We start from the raw sequence: 17809 nt of genomic DNA on the forward strand, positions 1-17809 counted from the left end.
TACCGACCGATGGAGATCAGGTCGTGCGCGGCTTTTGGGTCGGGCGGACGGTCGTCCCGCCGAAGCTATAAACCGTCTGACGCGCAGGGGCTTGCGGCTGGGTTGCGGGCGCTGCCGCCTCCGCAGTCTGGCGGTCCACCGTTGCCGGCGCAGCCTCAGGCAGTGCGCCATGGCGCATCAGGAAGTTGGCGCGACGCAGACGATTCTTACGGGTAAGAAATGGGTTCTCCCGCGACGGCGCCGCCGCCACCTGTTGTTCCAGATCGCCCTCGCGGACGACAGTGGAGCGCTGCATGGTCGGAGCAGAAGAATCAACGGGGGCACGCGCCGCTACGGCAGGTGCATAGGCTGGATTCACGACCGTATCCTGCTTCGGCGTGACGACGGGTTCACGGATCACCTCCCGCTCCATCGCATCTGTTTCGATCTCACGATCATAGGTTTTGCGGCGACGGAAGGCCATGAAGCCAGCCCCAAGCAGGACGAGTGCACCAGCGCCGCCGATGATGATCGCGGTGTTATCCCTGGAAGCAGCCTCACCGGTGGTTTCAAGCGGTGCGGGTTGCGGTGTCTCATTGACCATCGGCGCCGCAGTCGCAGGGGCTGCCTCAACCGCCTGGGGCTGGGCTTCAGCCGGCGCAACAGCATCGCTGGCGGCTAACTGCGGAGCCGGTTCACGCGCCGCAGTCGGACGCGTCGATTCCGCGCGGGCACTCGATGTGCGCTCTGCAGGGGCTGAGGTCGTTTCCGCGGACGTCCGAGCAGCCTGACGCGCCTGGGAAGGGGTATCAGCAGTACCCGCGGTTGTGGCTTCCGGGGCAACGATGGGGGCGGTCGTTAAGGCGCTCGATGAAGGCGCTGCCGGGCTCTGCGTGACGATCGGAGCCACGGTCGTCAGCGGCGGCGCGGTTGTCGGGAGCGGGACCGCCGCAGGCGCACGCTGCGCATCCGGAATCACGATCTCACTCCCTGCGGGATCGACCGCGGGTGGAGCGGTTCCGGCCTCCTGCGCCAGAGCCGAGGTGGAGCCAAGCGCCAAGACGGCGGCAATCGCGGTCAGCGCTGTACGAGGGGTTTCATGGTTGCGTGTCATAGTATGGGAAAAACCGCTGAACACGTCGGCTGGTTTCGCGTCCCCCGGCTGAATCCGGCCAGTTGTTAGGCAATGGCGACAAGTTGAACGGAAAATTTACTTGGCAGCCGGCGCGTAAGGCAATGAGTTTTCGTTGTTTTTTCGTCACTGATCTATTGGGGGCCGACTCTATCCTCATGTTCCCCCAGAAAAGTCCTACTTCAGCCGTTTTTCCTTCTCCAGCAGGACCGTCTTGCGATCCGTCCCATAGGCATAACCGCCCAATCCGCCATCGCTGCGAAGAACCCGGTGGCAGGGAATGAGCACCGCCAGCTTGTTATCGCCACAGGCCGACCCCGCCGCGCGGACGGCAGCCGGCTTGCCGACCGCTGCTGCGATCTGCGTGTAGGTGCGCGTTTCACCGATGGGGATCGCCCGCAAGGCCGCCCATACCGCCTGCTGGAATGCTGTGCCGGCGACATCGACCGGCAGATCGACCGCGCGTGTCGGATCGTCGACCAGCGCCACGACCTGCGCTACCAATGCCGCAAAATCGGCACCCCCGGCAACGATCGTCGCGCGCGGGAAATGCCGCCGCAGGTCGCTTTCCTGCTCGTCGAAGCTGATCCGGCACAGGCCCTTGGCGGTCGCCGCGACCAGCATGTCGCCCAGAGAGGTCGCCGTGACCGTGAAGCGAATCGTCACGTCCGCGCCGCCGTTGCGCCAGGCGGACGGTGTCATGCCAAGTCGCGTCCGCGCATCGGCATAAGCGCGGCTGGGTGCTTCATAGCCGGCATCGTAGATCGCATCTGTGATCCTTTCGGCCTTGTGGAGCGCGCGCGTCAGCCGATCCGCCCGAAGGCCGCGCCAGTAAGCCGCCGGCGAGACTCCGACGGCCCGCTTGAACAGGCGCTGGAAATGGTGGGGCGTGTAGCCGACGGCGCGTGCCAGCTCGGCCAGCGGCGGCATGACCTCACCAGCTTCTAGCAACGCCAGCGCTTGCGTGACGGCAGCGCGATCCGGCGCGACATCGTCCGGGCGGCAGCGCAGGCAGGGACGGTAACCCTCCGCTCGTGCCGCGCCGCCATCGGGCAGGATCGTGACATGCTCCGGCCGGGGGCGGCGCGCAGGACAGCTCGGTCGACAATAGATGCCGGTCGTCTTGACCGCGACGACGAAATGCCCGTCCATGCGGCGGTCGCGCGCCGCGAAGGCCGCCCATGCCGTCTCTTCATCAATGGCCGGCGCGATGGCGGGCATAGCAATTTTCCTGTCTCTTCCGCAATCGAGCGGGGGCTATCCGATGTAAGCGGGCCGGTCATGCTTACGCAAGGCGCGGGGTCAGCGGCGGGTCCTTGTCGCACCGGCAATGCGGGCAAGCTTCCCGTAAATTGCTTTCAAAGCGCGTGGACCGTGAAAACCTCTGTCGAGAGCTCGAAGGGCGCGTTAAAGGTTCCCCATGATCAAGCCTCGCACCGGACTGTTCGGTTCCTTCAAAGCGGTCCTCCACCTCGCCCTTGCGCTGCTGCTGCCTCTTGCCCTGACGCCGGCGCTGGCAGATGTGCAGGACATCGCCGCCGCCTCGCGCAGCGTCGTGCGGGTGGCGCTGGTGGCAACGGACGGCCAGAATGCCTATTTCGTGGGCCATGGCAGCGGCGTCATGATCGCGCCGGGCCGCGTGCTCACCAACGCCCATGTCGTCGAACTCGCCCGCAGCGAGTCCAACATCGTCATCGGCATCATCCCCTCCGAGGGCACGAACAGCTATGGCGGCCGCATCCTGGCCTATTCGCCGGGCAATGATCTGGCCTTGCTGGCGGTTGATGACGCGCCGTCGATCCCCATCGCGACCTTCCTGGCCGGCCCGGTGGAAGACGGCACGCGGGTGACCGCCATTGGCTATCCCGGCTCGGTCGATCGCGCGCAGGGCATGAGCATCGAGGATATCATCCGCCCCATGAGCGCCGTGCGCACCTCTGGCAATGTCTCGGCAGGGCGCGCCTCCCGCCAGTTCGACACCGTGCTGCACACCGCCCCACTGGCGGCGGGAAACAGTGGCGGGCCGCTAGTGGACGATTGCGGCCGCGTCATCGGCATCAACAGCTTTGGCTCGCTCTCGGACGGCAGCGATGCTGAATATGGTTTTGCGGTATCGACGCGCGAGATTGCGAGCTTTCTGCGGCAGGCCAATGTTCAGGTACGCCGATCCAGCGAAACCTGCCGATCCATGGCGGAAATCGATGCCGCCCAACAGGCCGCCGACGAGCGCGCTCGGGCTGAGGCGGCGCGACGGCAGAACGAAGCCGCCCTGAAGGACCGCGAGCGCGCCATCGCCGCGCGCGAGCAGGCCCAGCAGCAGGTCATCGCCCGGCGCGAGAACATGATCGCCATCGCCGCGCTGCTTCTCGCCGCTGCGGCTCTGACCGGTGGTGCCGCCGTACTGGGCCAGTCGCGCGGCAACATCCGCCACGCCCGGAGGTTCGGGGGTGCGGCAGGTGTGCTGCTGCTGGCTGCAGTGCTGACCTTCGCGTTGCGCCCGAGTTTCGACAGCGCCGACGCACCGGCCGAGCCGCTGCCGGATGCCGGCAATGCGGTCGGCAACGAGACGGACGGCGCGGCGTCGGCCGAAAGCGGTCGCTGGCTATGCCGGCTCGAACCGGGGCTGAGCCGGGTGACCGTCTCGGAAACGGCGGACCTGAGCTTTACTTGGACGCAGCAGGGGTGCCTCGACGGGCGCACCCAGTTCCAGAATGGCGCGACCGGCTGGTCCCGCGCCCTCGTGCCGGCAGACGAGGCCGCTGTTTCGGTGCGGCGCTTCGACCCCGCTATCGGCCGCTACCGCACCGATAACTATCTCGTGAGCGCACAGAGCGCCGCAGAGATGCGCGCGCTGCGGGACAAGATCGGCTGGTCCGGCTGCTCGAGCGACCCAGAGCGGCTCGCCAAGCTGATGCAGATTCAGGGCGAGATCGAGGCGCGGCTGCCATCCAGCCCGAACGAGCGCCTCGTCTATCGCTGCGAGCGGCAGGCGCCGAAGGCGGCGGGGCAAAGCACAGCACCCTGAGGCCTGACGCCCTGCCCGCCACCATGGCCCCTCAGTGGCTGACAGACTGGATGCGCAGCCGCCGCCGCTTGCCGCTGCGGTCCGGCCAGTTGATTGACTGACCCTGGCGCAGGCCGATCAGCGCCGCGCCGATCAGAGTGAGGATGGAGACGCGCCCGGCATTGATGTCCGCCTCGCCGGGATAGACGAGCTGGACAGACCGCTCGGCGCCGCTTTCTTCATCGATGAACGCCACCGTGGATTGCATCCTGACGACATCGGGGCCGATCTGGCTGGCGGTCTTCACCGTCGCGCGCCCGACTTCGTCGAGCAACAAGGCGCTGACCTCGGGAAACCGGTCTTCGGCGCCGAGCGCCAGTTCGGTCAGGCGATCGGCTTCGGTGTCGATCATATGGATGGCCGGCCTGCGGCCCGCCTGTGTGCTGGTCATGGATGGATCTTTCAAGATGGAGGGCCAGCGCCACCTATCGGGGACGCTGGGCAAGATGCGCGAATTCACCCCGACAGTCGGGGCGAGCTGCGCCGACTCCCGGGGCTATCGTCCCGTGAGGATCTGACCTCGATAAGATCGGTTGCCCGACGGGCAACGAGGCTGGCCACCATGCTCAGTCATGCCTGCAAGCTGTCATTGCCTGATCGGGAAGTCAATCGACGCGCCCCGGCGCGCCATCCTAGCGCCTGCGGAGCAGGCCCGCGCAGGCAGCGGCGTCCATGTCATCGCCCGCGCTGTTGCGTGCATCGACATGCGTCACAACGGGCTCCCGATTCGCGGCCGGGGGATAGAGATAGGCATCCAGCACGCACTGGCCGTTGGCGAACTGCAGCTTGCGCACTGCAGGATCGCGAATGTCCAGCCGAGGCTCCCCGAAGAGCCGTTGCAGGCCCCGCGCATCCGCCCCGACGATGCCGCCCGGCTGGGGCCGCTTAGCAGGGGCATAGCCGACCGCGGGCGCCTGGCCGCCAGTCTGCGGGACCAGCGACGCGCCGCAGCCGGAGAGGAGCAGGGCAAGCAGGGGAAAGCCAAAGCGCAAGAGCATCTGTTCAGGTCTTCCGCCGCGCGTGGAACATGTGCGCGGCCATAGCCACGCTCCAGATCGGCGCCAACAGGTTCACGACGGGTGGCAGGAATAGAAGCGCCGAAACGAGGCCCAGCTGCCAGCGCTGGCCAGCCGTGAACACCGTCAGGCCCGGATGCCGCCCCTTGATCAGTTCGGCAAGGTCGCGGCCGAGCAGATAGGCATTGAGCACAAGGAACAGGATCGGTGCGCCAACGCCGGTGACCAGCAGCGCCAGATAGAGCGGCAGCACCGCCAGATTCCAGCCGACCGCGCGGCCGACCGAGCGCAAGGCGATCCGCATTCCGGTGGCGAAAGGCACGGCCGCCGCCTGCGCATGGCGTGTGGGATAGTCCGTCTGCTCGACCACCGCCACGATGCGATCCGCGTAAAGCCCGACGATGGCGATGGCCACGGCGCGAAACAGCAGCCAGCCGATGACCAGCGCGATTGCGACGGCGAGCGCTGCGCCGGCGAAACCGTCTGCATCCAGCCAGCCGGTCCGGGTCAGCAGCAGGCGCAATCCAAACCAGACGCCCGCGCCGATAAGCGCAAAGATCGCCACGGTGATGGCGAGACTCTGCCAGAGCACCGCGCGAATGCCGGGCAACAGGATTTGCGGGAGGGCGCGCAGCAAGGCGGGAAACACCATGGGACAGGTTTTGCCCGAGCACGCGCGGCGGTCAAGCGGCCGGCGTTCCCCATGCCCTGTCCCACGCTGCTTGCCGGGGCGAGATCAGGCGGATAAGGACGGGCTTCTCCCGCCCTGCCTCATCCTTCATGAAGGAATGCCTTTTGTCCGAAGCTGTTCTTGATGTCGTCGCCATCGGCAATGCCATTGTCGATGTGATTTCCCAGGAAAACGATGCCTTCATCGCCAGCCGCGCGCTCACCAAGGGCGGGATGCAGCTTATCGATGCCGAGCAGGCCGAGGCGCTCTATGCCGATATGGCGAGCGGCCTCGAGATTTCCGGTGGGTCGGCGGCCAATACCCTAGCCGGCATGGCCGCGCTGGGCGGCAAATGCGGCTTCATCGGCCAGGTCGCTGACGACCAGCTGGGCCGCATCTTCGCGCATGATATTCGCGCACTGGGCATTCGCTATGAAACCGAGGTGGCGAGCGACGGTCCGCCCACCGCGCGCTGCCTCATCATGGTGACGCCCGATGCTCAGCGGACGATGAACACCTTCCTTGGCGCATCCCAGTTCCTGCCCGCGGCCGCGCTCGATCTCGACATGATCCGCTCGGCCCGCATCCTGTATCTCGAAGGCTATCTGTGGGACCCGGAGCAGCCCCGCGCCGCGATGCGCGATGCCATCGCCGCCGCGCGCGAGGCCGGCCGCGAGGTGGCCTTCACGCTGTCCGACGCCTTCGTCATCGAGCGCCATCGCGAGGACTTCATCAGCCTGATCGACGGCGGGATGATCGACATCCTCTTCTCCAACGAAACCGAGATCTGCTCGCTGGCGCAAACGCAGGACTGCGAAAAGGCCATTGCGCGCTTTGCCGACAAGCTGCCGACGCTGATCGTCACCCGCAGCGAGAAGGGCGCCATCGCCATCCAGAACGGCACGCGCTATGAAGTGGCGGCAGCGCCCGTCGAGCGAGTGATCGACACGACCGGCGCGGGCGATCTCTTCGCCGCTGGCTTCCTGACCGGCCATGTGCGTGGGCAGGACCCGACGACCTGCCTTACGCTCGGCGCCATCGCCGCTGCAGAGGTCATCTCACATTATGGCGCGCGGCCCGAGGCCGATCTCAAGGACCTGGCCGGCACGCTGCTCGCCTGAGGCTTGGCAGGCGCCGGAACACCGGCGCCTATCCTGCCCGCACCAGCAACCAGCACCGGATCGCGCTGGCGAGGTTGGGCGGCTCGCTCTGTTGAATCCGCTCGGCATCGATGCGGGCGACGAGCGCGCTCAGCGGCAGGTCTGCCGCGCGGGCACTGTCTTCCAGCGCTCGCCAGAAGACAGGCTCCAGGCTGATCGAGGTCGTGTGGCCGGCAATGGTCATGCTGCGCTTGACCGGGCCGGCATAAAGCGGTGGCGTCTCTTCCACCGCCCGGCTCAATACATGTGCTGGCCGCCGTTGATCGACAGGGTCGATCCGGTCACGAACCCGGCATCCTCGCTGCACAGGAAGGCGACGCCGCGCGCGATTTCTTCCGCATGGCCCAGACGCCCGACGGGAATGCGCGCCACGATCTTCTCCAGCACCGCGGCCGGCACGGCGGCGACCATGTCGGTATCGATATAGCCCGGCGCGATGGCGTTGACGGTGACGCCATATTTGGCGCCTTCCTGCGCCAGCGCCTTGGTAAAGCCGTGGATGCCCGACTTGGCGGCGGCATAGTTCACCTGGCCATATTGGCCGGCCTGACCGTTGATCGAGCCGATGTTGACGATGCGCCCCCAGCCGCGCTCGCGCATGCCGGGGAAGGTGGCCTTGGCCATGTTGAAGCAGCCGCCGAGGTTGATGCGCATCACCTCGTTCCAGTCCTCGAAGCTCATCTTCATGAGCACGCCGTCTCGCGTGATGCCGGCGTTGTTCACGACAACGTCGATCGGGCCGAGATCGGACGCGACTTGGGCGCAGCCATCGAGGCAGGCCTGATGATCACCCACGTCCCACGCGTAGGACCGAATGCCGGTCTTGTCCGTGAAGGCCTTGGCGCGCTCGCTATTGCCCGCATAGTTGGCAGCGACCTCAAACCCCTTCTCGCGCAGTGCCAGACTGATTGCTTCGCCGATGCCGCGGGTTCCGCCGGTCACGATCGCTACTCTGCTCATTCAATGCCTCTCCTGCGCGTCATCAAGGGTTCGGTCAAATGCTGGACGGCTCTACCCAGCCGGCAAGTTCTCGCCCGAGAAGCTGCCGATACATGGCAATAGCGTCCGCCTGAGCGTTAAGACAGGGCAAAAAGGCGAAATGCTCGCCACCCGCGGCGACGAAGCTCTCCTTGCCGCGCAGGGCGATTTCCTCGAGCGTCTCCAGGCAGTCCGCCGAGAAGCCCGGAGTCATCACCGCCACTGAGCGCACGCCCTGGCCGGGCAGTCCCTCAAGCACGGTGTCCGTCGCCGGCTCCAGCCATTTGGCGGGGCCGAAGCGGGACTGGAAGGTGACGATGATCTCACGCCCGAGCGCCTCGCCGAGCAGACGCGCCGTCTCCACGCACTGCGCATAATAAGGATCGCCCAGTTCGCGGGTGCGCTTGGGCATGCCGTGGAAGCTCACCAGCAGGCGATCCGGGGCGAATGGCAGGGCCGCCAACTGGCTTTGCGTGCGGGCGCGCAATGCTTCGATATAGGCGGAATCGTCGAAATAGGGCGGCAGGGTGCGGATGGCGGGCTGCCACCGCATCGCTTCCAGCGCCTGACCGACCGCATCCATCACGCTCGCCGTCGTGGCGCCGCAATATTGGGGATAGAGCGGGGCGATCAGAATGCGCTCGTGGCCGCTCTCTTTCAGCGCGGTCAGCCGGTCGGCAATGGATGGCGCGCCATAGCGCATCGCCCAGTCGACCGTGATCGCATCCCCCCAGATGACCCGCAGGCCCCGCGCCGTATCCCGCGTGTGCATCGCCAGCGGAGAGCCATCGTCCGTCCACACCTGCTGATAGGCATGCGCCGACTTGCGCGGGCGCACATTGAGCACGACACCGCGCAAGATCGGCTGCCAGACCGCTTGCGGAATCTCGACGACGCGCGGATCGGACAGAAACTCGCGCAGATAGCGCTTCACCGCTGCTGGCGTCGGCGCATCAGGGGTGCCGAGATTGACGACCAGCACGGCCACCCGGCCACCTTGAGCGCCGATAGCGTCGCCCGTCATCTGCGATTCGTTCATCCATCCTCTCCCATGACCGGCAAGCGACGGTAGCGCCTCCCCGTGACCGTCGCCAGCGCACTGGCGAGCGCTGGCGCAACCGCCGGCACGCCGATTTCCCCAAGGCCGGACTGGGCCGCGCTGCTGTCGATGAATTCCACGCTCACCTCCCCCACATCCGCCATGCGCGGCAGGGCATAATCGCCAAGCTGCAGACCGGCTGGCAATGATCCGGCATAAGCCGGCGCGCCACCGAGCGCCATGGCGAGGCCGAAGATTAGCCCCCCTTCGATCTGCTGACGCGCGATCCCCGGATTGATCAGCTTCCCGCAGTCGGCAACCGCGCAGATTTTCTTCACCGCGACCCGTCCCTGCGACAAGCCAGCCTCCACCAGCACCGCGATGTGGCCGCCAGCCATGCTGTGGCAGGCGATGCCCTGGCCGCTGCCCGGCACGCCGCCCTGCCAATCGCCAAGCGCGGTGACGGCGGTGAGGCATTGCGCCAGACGGGGATTGTTGCCGAGCAACTGCATCCGGAAGGAGAGCGGCTCGATCTGCGACACCACCGCCAGTTCGTCGATGAAGCTCTCGGAAAAGAAGCAGCCATAGCTGTCCGCATTGCCCCGCCAGCGACCGGTCGCCAGCGCGAGGTCGGCGGGGAAATGATCCACCGCGGAATTGGGAATCGCATAGGGCAGGTCCATGCCGGAGACGGCCAGAGCGTCGGCCTTGTTTGCTGTGTCGGCCCGCGCTTGCGCGCGCGTGCGGCCATGCGCGATTCGCCGCCACTGCTGGGCCAGCGTGGCGGGCGCAGCCACCTTCGCGGACCAGCCCTCGATCAGACCGGTCGGCCCCAGCTTGGCAACCATCCGCGCGCGGGCCGGCGGCCGCGGATAATCGCGGATGATATCCTCCGCACGGGACCACATGAGCTGCACCGGGGCATTGGCGGCACGGGCGATGAGCGCCGCCTGAACGCCAGCATCGACCTCCATCTTGAGCCCGAAGGAGCCGCCCGCGAACAAGGGATAAATGGTCACGTCGCGGGCTGACACGCCCAGTGCCTTGGCCACGGCATCGCGGGCCAGTGTCGGGGCCTGCGTCGGCATCCACAGCTCCACGCCCTCCGGCCGCACGCGCGCCGTTGCCGCCAGCGGTTCAAGCGCCAGATGCAGCGCCGGCGCCACATCGTAGACGGCGCTGACGACCTGCGCACCGGCAAAGACCGGCTCCAGATCGCCACGGTGGAAATAGCGCCCGCCCTGGCCGCTCTCGAACGCGGCTTCCAGCGCGGTATCGATGACTGCATCGTCCAGCTCCGGCCCATCGAGCCGGAATACGGGATCGAGCCGGCTCAACGCCTGATTCGCCGCCCACCAGGTGCGGCCGGTCACCGCGACCCAGCCTATCTCCCGCACGATGTCGATCATGCCGGGCACAGCACGCGCCTCCGCCTCGTTGATCGATTCGAGCGCGATGGCATTGACTGGCCCCTGCCGAATCGAGGCGTAGATCATGTCCGGCAACCGAATGTCGGCCGCATAATTGGCCGATCCGTCGATCTTCGCCGGCACATCCAACCTGGGTGCTTCGGTGCCGATCAAGGCATCCTCGCGCCCTTCTGGCCGGAAGGGCAGCGGATCGGGCGGCGTGAAAGCGGCGGCCTCTTCGGCCAGCGCGCCGATCCGCGCCTTGTTCGTCCCATCGCTGACAATCCCCGCGACGATATCGCAGCTTTCCCAGCCGACCCCCCAGCGATCCGCCGCCGCCATGCAGAGCAGCACCCGCGCGGTTGCACCGGCCTCGCGCAAGGCGTTGCGGAAATTGGCAACCGAGGTCGCCCCGCCCGTCAGGACCAGATTATACCGACGCGCATATTCCTCGATCGCCCGAAAGCTCAGATCCCCGAACTGCTCGGTGACCGGCCCGGAGAACCATTGCCGCAGGAGCGTGGGATTGGCGTAAAGCGGTCCGGGCGGGGCGGGCTGGACCGCGACGGTGCGCCAGTCAGCGCCGAGTTCATCCGCAACGAGTTGCGCGAACAGCGTGAAGACGCCCTGCCCCAGCTCCGCTTGCGGCACCATGACGATGACCTGCCCATTCCGGTCGATCTTCAGGAACGCGCCGAACGCGGTCTCGCTCTCCGTTGCATCCGCGGTTTGCGCGTAGTCGCGCGGCCAGAGCCCCCAGGCCAGGGCCAGTCCGCCGCCTGCCGCAGCCCCGATCAGGAGCGTTCGGCGGTTGATGGATGAAGGAAGTCCCTTGCCGGACTTCTCTGCGCCGCCGCTGCTGCCCATCCTGTTGCGCGGCGTCTGCATCAACCGGCCGTGGCGCCCGACCCGTTTCGATCAAGCCAGCGGGCAACCCGCTCGGCAATGGCGCGGAACGGCTGGCCAGCCACGCCCTCATCCGCAGCGGGCGGCTTGCCCGCATCCGATGCGGTGCGGACTGCGATATCCAGCGGCACGCGCCCGAGGAACGGTAGACCCATTTGCGCGGCGCTCGCTTCTGCTCCGCCGGACCCGAACGGATCGGATACCTCGCCGCAATGCGGGCAGACATAGCCTGCCATATTCTCCACCATGCCGATGACCGGCACCTTCGCCTGATCGAAGAAGCTGACCGCGCGCGTTGCATCGATTAGCGCCAGATCCTGCGGCGTGGAGATGATCACCGCCCCGGCCGGCTTGTAGCGCTGGATCATGGTGAGCTGCACGTCGCCTGTGCCCGGCGGCAAATCGACCACCAGAAGGTCGATGCCCTGCCAGTCCGCATCCAGCAATTGCCCGAGTGCATTGCCGGCCATCGGACCACGCCAGGCAATCGCCTGCCCCTTTTTGGCCAGATGCCCCATGGACAGCATCGGGATGCCATAGGCGTTCTGGACCGGAAACAGGCGGTTGCCTTCCGCCTTGGGTTTAGCATCCTCGCTGTCCAGCAGGCGGGGCAGAGAGGGGCCATAAATGTCCGCATCCACCATGCCGACACGTTTGCCGAGCGCCTTGAGGGCGACGGCGAGGTTCACCGAGAGCGTCGACTTGCCGACACCGCCCTTGCCCGACCCCACCGCGATGATCGTGGGGCGCGCGGCGCGTTCCGCCGTCATCGCGACCCGCACATCCTCCAGACCGAATTCGCTCGTGCCCGCCGCGACGAGTTGGGCGGCGAGGGAATCGCGCTGCTCGGCGTCCAGTCCGCTCACATCCAGCACCAGGCTGAGGACATTGTCGCGCAGGCGAAGTCCCCCGGCGCGGCCCGCTGCCAGGCCTTCAATCCGGGCGGTCAGAGCGGGCGGAAGGGCGGACGCATCATCGATCGGAGAGTCAGTCATGCGGGCGCTCTAGAACATGCCGACTGTTTTGTGAATCGAAGAGCGCCCGAATACGCCCTCACCAAGGGGCAATTATCGCAGCACGGCCCTGTATTTCCGCAAAGACCGTCCCTATAACCACGGCATGAGTAAGGAATTGATGGAAAATCCCGGCCAGACTTTGCCAATGAGCGAAGGTGGTCCTTGGGGCACGCAGGGCGAGGAGCCGTCTTCCGGTAAAGGCAAGGAAGGTCCGCGCAACCCGTGGACCCCACCGCCCCGCGATGACAGAGGTGGCGCGGATTCGCGCGGCCCGAGCGCAATCGATGAGTTGATGCGCCGCGCGCGGGACAGCTTCGGCGGCCAGGGCGGCGGTACGCCGCGCAGCCCGGGTGGACGCGCGATCTGGTTCTATGCCGCCATCGCCATCGTCGTGCTTTGGATCGCCACCACCAGCATTCACCGGATCGGCCCGCAAGAGCGCGGCATCGTCTCCATCCTGGGCAGCTACAGCCGCACCCTTGGCCCCGGCATCAACTGGTCGCTGCCCGCCCCGCTCGAAAATGTGACCATCCTCGACGTCGAAGAGATCCGCACCGTCGATCTCGGCTCGGCTGGCGATGAGTCAGAGAAGCTGGTGCTCACTGGGGACCAGAACATCATCAATCTGGGCTATTCTGTCCGCTGGAATATCCGCGACCCGCAGCAATATCTCTTCCAGATCGCCAATCCTGAGGAAACGATCACCGCCGTTTCCGAATCCGCCATGCGCGCAGTGGTGGCGACAGTCTCGCTGACCGACGCGCTCGGCGCCGGGCGGAATGCCATCGAGGCACAGGTGCAGGAGCGGATGCAGCAGATTCTCGACAGCTACGGCGCGGGCGTGCGCATTCAGGGCGTCGCCATCAAGCAGGCCGATCCGCCAGCCGCCGTGAACGATGCCTTCAAGGAAGTCAGTGCGGCGCAGCAGGCTGCCGAAACCTATCTCAATCAGGCCCGCGCCTATGCGCAGCAGCTCTCTGCCCGCTCACAGGGTGAGGCCGCCGCGTTCGACAAGGTGTATGAGGAGTATCGCCTCGCACCCGACGTGACGCGTCGCCGCATGTATTATGAAACCATGGAAAGTGTGCTCTCCGGCGTGAACAAGACCATTGTCGAAACCCCCGGTGTGACGCCCTATCTGCCGCTCCCAGCCCTTCGCCCCCGCGCGAATGTGAGTGTGGAGACGCCCGCACAGCCGCAAGCCCAGCAGCAGGGAGGAGCACAATGAACCTCTCCTTGCGCAACCCCATCCTGCTGGCCGTTCTGGCGACTGTCGGCCTGATCCTGCTGGCCAGCACCTTCTCGATCGTCCCGGAAACCAAGCAGGCCGTCGTGCTGCGCTTCGGCGAACCGGTCCGCATCTACAATGCCTACAAGCCCAATGAGGTGTTCGGGAACACCGGTGCCGGCCTCAAGGTCCGGCTGCCGTTCGTCGATCAGGTCGTGTGGATCGACAAGCGCGTGCAGTCGGTCGCCATGGAGCGCCAGCAGGTGCTCTCCACCGATCAGCTGCGTCTGCAGGTCGATGCCTTTGCACGCTACCGCATCGTCGACCCCCGACGCATGTTCATCTCGGCCGGTAGCGAGACCCGAGTTGAGGACGCGCTGCGCCCGATCCTGGGTTCGGCCCTGCGTAACGAGCTGGGCCGCCGCCGCTTCGACCTGTTGCTCAGCCCGGAACGCAGCGAGGTGATGAACAACATCACCGCCAGCCTGAACCGGGTCGCGCGGCAGTATGGCGCCGAGATCATCGACGTGCGGATCATGCGCGCCGACCTGCCCGACGGTACACCGCTGCAGAGCGCGTTCCAGCGGATGCGCACCGCGCGCGAGCAGGAGGCGCTGACCATCCGCGCAGAGGGCGCCCGGCGCGCCCAGCTGATCCGCGCCGATGCCGATGCCGCCGCAGCAAAGGTGTATGCGGCCAGCTTCGGCAAGGATGCGCAGTTCTACGATTTCTATCGCGCCATGCAGTCCTACCGGACGACCTTTGCCGAAACCGCACCGGGCGAGACCAGCGCCGTCCTGTCCACGGACAACGACTATCTCCGCCAGTTCCGGGGGCGCTAAAGTTGATTGAGGGCGCGGCGTCTTTACGTCGCGCCCTGACCATTCAATGCCCGTTCATCCGGGCGATTCCATGGCCGGTGGGTCACTCCCCGGCTCCGGGCCTTCCGTTCCGGAACACCCGGCGAAAGATGAAGAGAAGAGGAACATCTTCGTGCGCTACGCTTATGCTATTACCGCAGCCCTCCTCCTCGGCGGCACCGCCATTGCCCTGACATCCAATTCATCCACCGTCGTCGCGCAGACCGCGCAGAACGAAAACATGGCCGCAGCCGCGCCGCGCGGCGCGCCAATGAGCTTCGCCGACATGGCGCAGCGCCTGCAGCCGGCCGTGGTGAATATTTCCACCCGCCAGCGCGTGCAGGTGCAGAACCCGTTTGCAGGCACGCCGTTCGGCGCCCTGTTCGGCTCGGGCGACCAGCCCCAGACTCGCCAGGCGCAGTCGCTCGGTTCGGGCTTCATCATCTCGGCAGATGGTTATGTGGTCACCAACAATCATGTGATCGCGCCGGGTGCGCGGGGCGCACGGGTCGACTCGATCACCGTCACGCTCCCCGACCGCACGGAATATGAGGCCAAGCTGATCGGCACCGATCCGCGCTCGGACCTTGCCGTGCTCAAGATCTCCACCACCAAGCCACTGCCCTTCGTGAAGTTCGGCGACTCGACCCGTGCCCGCGTCGGTGATTGGGTGATCGCCATCGGCAATCCCTTCGGCATCGGCAGCACGGTCACCGCCGGGATCATCTCGGCGCTCCACCGTAACACCGGCGGCGGCGAGCGCTTCATCCAGACCGACGCGTCGATCAACCAGGGCAATAGCGGCGGCCCGATGTTCGACATGAACGGCAATGTGATCGGGATCAACAGCCAGATCCTTTCGCCCACCGGCGGCAATATCGGCATCGGCTTCGCAATCCCGGCCGAGCAGGCTGTCCCGATCATTGAGACGCTGCGCAAGGGCCAGACGATCACGCGCGGCTATCTTGGCATCCAGATCGGCCAGCTTTCCGAAGACATGGCCGATTCGCTTGGCCTGCCCCGCAACCGTGGCGAGTTTGTGCATGGCGTCGAGCCGGGCCGCGCGGCCGACAAGGCCGGCATCAAGGCCGGCGATGTCATCGTGAAGGTCAACAATCGCGAGGTGAACCCGGACGAGACGCTGTCCTACATCGTCGCCAATCTGCCGGTTGGCTCCAGCGTGCCGATCGAGCTGATCCGCAATGGCAAGCGCATGACCATTCGCGCGACGATCGAGGAGCGTCCGGCGGAAGAGGAACTGGCCAACTTCAGCCAGCCGGCCGAGGACGATTTCTCGGACCAGGATGCCCAGGCCACCAAGGAAGCCTCGCAGCAGTTGCTCGGCATCGCCGTTCAGTCGCTGACGCCCGCCATCGCCCGCCAGCTTGGCGTGCCGGCGGATACGCGCGGCGTGGTGGTGACAGCTGTCGACCCCGCGACCGATGCCGGACAGAAGGGGCTGCGCCGCGGCTTCGTCATTACCACGGCCAATGGCCAGCCGGTCACCAGCGAGGCGGAACTGGGCAAGGCCGCGCAGGCTGCCAAGGATGCCGGCCGCAACGCCGTGCTCCTGCAGGTGGTCCGCCGCGGATCGCAGCCGGCCTTCGTGCCGATCCGCCTGCGCGGCATGTAAGCGCGGGGCATCCCGACGGAGTGAAAGGGCGCGATGACCTCGCGCCCTTTTCTGTTTGTGCCGCTTTTCTTGCTCCCTTTGCCAAGCTACCTCTGGCCTGTGGTTGGAGAACGGGCATGAGCGACGACACGAGCATCTTCATTGGCCAAAGTCTCGACGGCGAACCGCAGCGTCTGGTCCTGCGTCGCGCCAACCGGCACGGCCTGATTGCCGGCGCAACTGGAACCGGCAAGACGGTCACGCTGCAGGGATTGGCCGAGAGCTTTTCGGCGCAGGGCGTTCCGGTCTTTCTTGCCGATGTGAAGGGCGACTTGTCCGGCATCGCCATGGCCGGCTCGCCGACCGCCAAGAACGCCGACAAGCTGATCGCCCGCGCACAGGAAATCGGCATGACCGATTATACCTTCTCGGATAATCCGGCGATCTTCTGGGATCTCTATGGCGAGCAGGGCCATCCGGTCCGCGCCACCATTTCCGAAATGGGGCCGTTGCTGCTCGCCCGGCTGATGGGGTTGAATGAAACGCAGGAAGGCGTGCTGACCATCGCCTTTCGTTATGCGGACGACGAAGGGCTTCTGCTCCTCGATCTGGGCGATCTGCAGGCGATGCTGGCTTATTGCGCCGACAATGCCGACATGCTCACCAGCCGCTATGGCAATGTGACCAAGGCCAGCGTCGGCGCCATCCAGCGCCAGCTTTTGCAGCTCGAATCGCAGGGTGGCGACAAATTCTTCGGCGAGCCCGCGCTGGAGATCAGCGACCTGATCCGCACCGATGAAAAGGGGCGCGGGTTCATCAACATCCTCGCCGCCGACAAGCTGATGCGTAGCCCGAAGCTGTATGCGACTTTCCTGCTCTGGCTGCTGTCCGAGCTCTTCGAAACGCTGCCCGAGGTCGGCGACCCTGCAAAGCCCGTGCTCGTCTTCTTCTTCGATGAAGCGCATCTGCTTTTCGACGACGCCCCCAAGGCCCTGGTCGACAAGATCGAGCAGGTTGTGCGCCTGATCCGCTCCAAGGGCGTGGGCGTGTATTTCGTGACGCAGAACCCTATCGACGTGCCGGAGGATGTGGCGGGGCAACTCGGCAACCGAGTGCAACATGCCCTGCGCGCCTTCACTCCGCGTGAGCAGAAGGCGATCAAGGCCGCTGCCGAGACGTTTCGCGCCAATCCAGCTCTGAACGTCGAAACCGCGATCATCGAACTGCGCGTGGGCGAGGCACTCGTCTCCCTGCTGCAGGAAGATGGTGCGCCCTCGATGGTCCAGCGCACGCTGATCGCGCCGCCCCGCTCGCGGCTGGGCGTGCTGGAGCCCAAGGAGCGCGCGATCATCCAGTCCATTTCGCCCTGTGACGGCAAATATGACGAGGCGATCAATCGCGAGTCTGCCGAGGAAATCCTGCTGGCCCGCACGCAGGCGGCAGCTGCCGCCGCAGACGCAGCGAAGGCACAGGCCGAGGCGGACAAGGCAGCCGCGCAGCAGGCCAGGTTGGAAGCGAAACAGCGCGAGGCAGAAGCCCGCGCTCAGGCGCGAGAAGCTGCCAAGCCGAGCAATCTCGACCGCGCCATCCAGTCCGCGACGCGCTCGGCCGCTTCATCGGTAGGCCGGCAGGTCGCAAATGAGATCGGCAAGGCGATTCTCGGTGGATCGAGTCGCAAGAGCAGCGGCGGGCTGGTCGGGCGTCTCGTGCGCGGCGTGTTGGGCGGACTGCTTAAATAAC

At 66.2% G+C, this 17809-nt stretch carries 16 protein-coding genes; 6 read left to right on the forward strand and 10 right to left on the reverse strand.

The features are described from left to right. Positions 1 to 16: 16 nt before the first annotated feature. Positions 17 to 583, reverse strand: a complete 567-nt coding sequence (locus M2342_RS00845; protein WP_264577690.1) for an LPXTG cell wall anchor domain-containing protein — start codon at positions 581 to 583, stop codon at positions 17 to 19. A 705-nt stretch (positions 584 to 1288) separates the two neighbouring features. Then, positions 1289 to 2332, reverse strand: coding sequence for a bifunctional DNA-binding transcriptional regulator/O6-methylguanine-DNA methyltransferase Ada (gene ada / locus M2342_RS00850; protein WP_264577691.1), 1044 nt, complete (start codon positions 2330 to 2332; stop codon positions 1289 to 1291). A 199-nt stretch (positions 2333 to 2531) separates the two neighbouring features. On the opposite strand from ada, the gene M2342_RS00855 reads away from it, so the two are divergent. Beyond that, a complete protein-coding gene (locus M2342_RS00855; protein ID WP_264577692.1) occupies positions 2532 to 4136 on the forward strand; it encodes a S1C family serine protease in 1605 nt (534 codons plus the stop codon). 31 nt (positions 4137 to 4167) lie between these two features. Here M2342_RS00855 and rnk read toward each other — a convergent pair whose 3' ends face one another. From rnk to M2342_RS00870, 3 genes are all read right to left on the reverse strand, one after another. After that, positions 4168 to 4566, reverse strand: a complete 399-nt coding sequence (gene rnk, locus M2342_RS00860) for a nucleoside diphosphate kinase regulator (protein ID WP_264577693.1) — start codon at positions 4564 to 4566, stop codon at positions 4168 to 4170. Positions 4567 to 4807: 241 nt separating this feature from the next. Beyond that, entirely contained in the window at positions 4808 to 5173 is a 366-nt protein-coding gene (locus tag M2342_RS00865; protein WP_264571685.1) for a hypothetical protein, read from the reverse strand. 4 nt (positions 5174 to 5177) lie between these two features. Then, positions 5178 to 5843, reverse strand: coding sequence for an EI24 domain-containing protein (locus M2342_RS00870; protein ID WP_264577694.1), 666 nt, complete (start codon positions 5841 to 5843; stop codon positions 5178 to 5180). A 128-nt stretch (positions 5844 to 5971) separates the two neighbouring features. Between M2342_RS00870 and M2342_RS00875 the strand changes: the two genes are divergently transcribed. After that, on the forward strand, positions 5972 to 6982 hold the full coding sequence (locus tag M2342_RS00875) for an adenosine kinase (RefSeq protein ID WP_264577695.1): 1011 nt from the start codon (positions 5972 to 5974) through the stop codon (positions 6980 to 6982). A gap of 28 nt (positions 6983 to 7010) precedes the next feature. Here the strand turns inward: M2342_RS00875 and M2342_RS00880 are convergent, their stop codons facing one another. The 5 genes from M2342_RS00880 to M2342_RS00900 are packed head-to-tail and all read right to left on the reverse strand — an operon-like array spanning position 7011 to position 12348. Continuing rightward, the gene (locus tag M2342_RS00880) at positions 7011 to 7250 is read right to left on the reverse strand and encodes a ribbon-helix-helix domain-containing protein (RefSeq protein ID WP_264577696.1); all 240 of its coding nucleotides are present in this window, start codon (positions 7248 to 7250) and stop codon (positions 7011 to 7013) included. A gap of 8 nt (positions 7251 to 7258) precedes the next feature. Then, positions 7259 to 7981 carry an acetoacetyl-CoA reductase gene (gene phbB, locus M2342_RS00885; RefSeq protein ID WP_181561125.1) on the reverse strand — a complete coding sequence of 241 codons (723 nt, stop codon included), beginning with the start codon at positions 7979 to 7981 and terminating at the stop codon, positions 7259 to 7261. A gap of 34 nt (positions 7982 to 8015) precedes the next feature. Then, positions 8016 to 9038 carry a ferrochelatase gene (gene hemH / locus M2342_RS00890; RefSeq protein WP_264577697.1) on the reverse strand — a complete coding sequence of 341 codons (1023 nt, stop codon included), beginning with the start codon at positions 9036 to 9038 and terminating at the stop codon, positions 8016 to 8018. After that, the gene (locus M2342_RS00895) at positions 9035 to 11335 is read right to left on the reverse strand and encodes a molybdopterin cofactor-binding domain-containing protein (RefSeq protein ID WP_413715047.1); all 2301 of its coding nucleotides are present in this window, start codon (positions 11333 to 11335) and stop codon (positions 9035 to 9037) included. Before M2342_RS00895 ends, hemH begins: the two co-directional genes overlap by 4 nt. After that, positions 11335 to 12348, reverse strand: a complete 1014-nt coding sequence (locus M2342_RS00900) for an Mrp/NBP35 family ATP-binding protein (RefSeq protein WP_319799457.1) — start codon at positions 12346 to 12348, stop codon at positions 11335 to 11337. Before M2342_RS00900 ends, M2342_RS00895 begins: the two co-directional genes overlap by 1 nt. A 124-nt stretch (positions 12349 to 12472) precedes the next feature. Here M2342_RS00900 and hflK point away from each other — a divergent pair, with 124 nt between their 5' ends. The 4 genes from hflK (at position 12473) to M2342_RS00920 (ending at position 17808) form a co-directional block, all read left to right on the forward strand. Then, entirely contained in the window at positions 12473 to 13597 is a 1125-nt protein-coding gene (gene hflK / locus M2342_RS00905; protein ID WP_181561123.1) for an FtsH protease activity modulator HflK, read from the forward strand. Then, positions 13594 to 14439 (forward strand): protease modulator HflC, encoded by an 846-nt coding sequence (gene hflC / locus M2342_RS00910; protein ID WP_264571680.1) that lies wholly within the window; start codon positions 13594 to 13596, stop codon positions 14437 to 14439. The genes hflK and hflC overlap by 4 nt, the downstream gene beginning before the upstream one ends. Before the next feature lie 151 nt (positions 14440 to 14590). Next, positions 14591 to 16090, forward strand: a complete 1500-nt coding sequence (locus tag M2342_RS00915) for a DegQ family serine endoprotease (protein WP_264577698.1) — start codon at positions 14591 to 14593, stop codon at positions 16088 to 16090. A 116-nt stretch (positions 16091 to 16206) separates the two neighbouring features. Beyond that, positions 16207 to 17808: a DUF853 domain-containing protein gene (locus M2342_RS00920; protein WP_264577699.1), complete on the forward strand. Its 1602-nt coding sequence runs from the start codon at positions 16207 to 16209 to the stop codon at positions 17806 to 17808. Position 17809 lies beyond the last annotated feature (1 nt).

Source organism: Sphingobium sp. B8D3A, assembly GCF_025961995.1.
Lineage (GTDB): Bacteria > Pseudomonadota > Alphaproteobacteria > Sphingomonadales > Sphingomonadaceae > Sphingobium.

Bases quoted from the DNA above. Each gene is read 5' to 3' on its own strand.
- M2342_RS00920 (WP_264577699.1), top strand. From the start codon at position 16,207: ATGAGCGACGACACGAGCATCTTCATTGGCCAAAGTCTCGACGGCGAA.
- hflK (WP_181561123.1), top strand. From the start codon at position 12,473: ATGAGTAAGGAATTGATGGAAAATCCCGGCCAGACTTTGCCAATGAGC.
- hflC (WP_264571680.1), top strand. From the start codon at position 13,594: ATGAACCTCTCCTTGCGCAACCCCATCCTGCTGGCCGTTCTGGCGACT.
- rnk (WP_264577693.1), bottom strand. From the start codon at position 4,566: ATGACCAGCACACAGGCGGGCCGCAGGCCGGCCATCCATATGATCGAC.
- M2342_RS00895 (WP_413715047.1), bottom strand. From the start codon at position 11,335: ATGCAGACGCCGCGCAACAGGATGGGCAGCAGCGGCGGCGCAGAGAAG.
- M2342_RS00845 (WP_264577690.1), bottom strand. From the start codon at position 583: ATGGTCAATGAGACACCGCAACCCGCACCGCTTGAAACCACCGGTGAG.
- phbB (WP_181561125.1), bottom strand. From the start codon at position 7,981: ATGAGCAGAGTAGCGATCGTGACCGGCGGAACCCGCGGCATCGGCGAA.
- M2342_RS00870 (WP_264577694.1), bottom strand. From the start codon at position 5,843: ATGGTGTTTCCCGCCTTGCTGCGCGCCCTCCCGCAAATCCTGTTGCCC.
- M2342_RS00855 (WP_264577692.1), top strand. From the start codon at position 2,532: ATGATCAAGCCTCGCACCGGACTGTTCGGTTCCTTCAAAGCGGTCCTC.
- M2342_RS00900 (WP_319799457.1), bottom strand. From the start codon at position 12,348: ATGACTGACTCTCCGATCGATGATGCGTCCGCCCTTCCGCCCGCTCTG.
- hemH (WP_264577697.1), bottom strand. From the start codon at position 9,038: ATGAACGAATCGCAGATGACGGGCGACGCTATCGGCGCTCAAGGTGGC.
- ada (WP_264577691.1), bottom strand. From the start codon at position 2,332: ATGCCCGCCATCGCGCCGGCCATTGATGAAGAGACGGCATGGGCGGCC.
- M2342_RS00875 (WP_264577695.1), top strand. From the start codon at position 5,972: ATGAAGGAATGCCTTTTGTCCGAAGCTGTTCTTGATGTCGTCGCCATC.
- M2342_RS00865 (WP_264571685.1), bottom strand. From the start codon at position 5,173: ATGCTCTTGCGCTTTGGCTTTCCCCTGCTTGCCCTGCTCCTCTCCGGC.